This window comes from Kitasatospora phosalacinea, from assembly GCF_000717185.1.
Taxonomy (GTDB): Bacteria; Actinomycetota; Actinomycetes; order Streptomycetales; family Streptomycetaceae; genus Kitasatospora; species Kitasatospora phosalacinea_A.
This window is the reverse complement of record NZ_JNYE01000324.1, coordinates 1-227: the sequence shown is the minus strand read 5'-3', so window position 1 is coordinate 227 and position 227 is coordinate 1. Positions and strand designations below refer to the sequence as shown.

At 77.1% G+C, this 227-nt stretch carries 1 protein-coding gene; it reads left to right on the top strand.

The features are described from left to right. Window positions 1-227 (top strand): MFS transporter (locus OO57_RS38220; protein WP_033257556.1); only part of this gene is annotated, 227 nt, incomplete at both ends.

The following is a 227-nucleotide window of genomic DNA, read 5'->3' as shown; positions in this document are numbered from 1 at the left end:
CTGGGCGCGGCCCTGGTGCTGCCCGCCCTGGCCGCGCTGGTGGCCGGCTCCTACCGGGGGCGCGAACGCGCCGTCGCCTACGGGGTGGTCGGCGGCCTGGCCGGCGCGGGCATCGCGGTGGGGCCGCTGCTCGGCGGCTGGGTCACCACCTACCTGACCTGGCGGCTGGTGTTCGCGGGCGAGGTGGTGCTGGTCCTGGCGATCCTGCTGCTGATGCGCTGGATCCC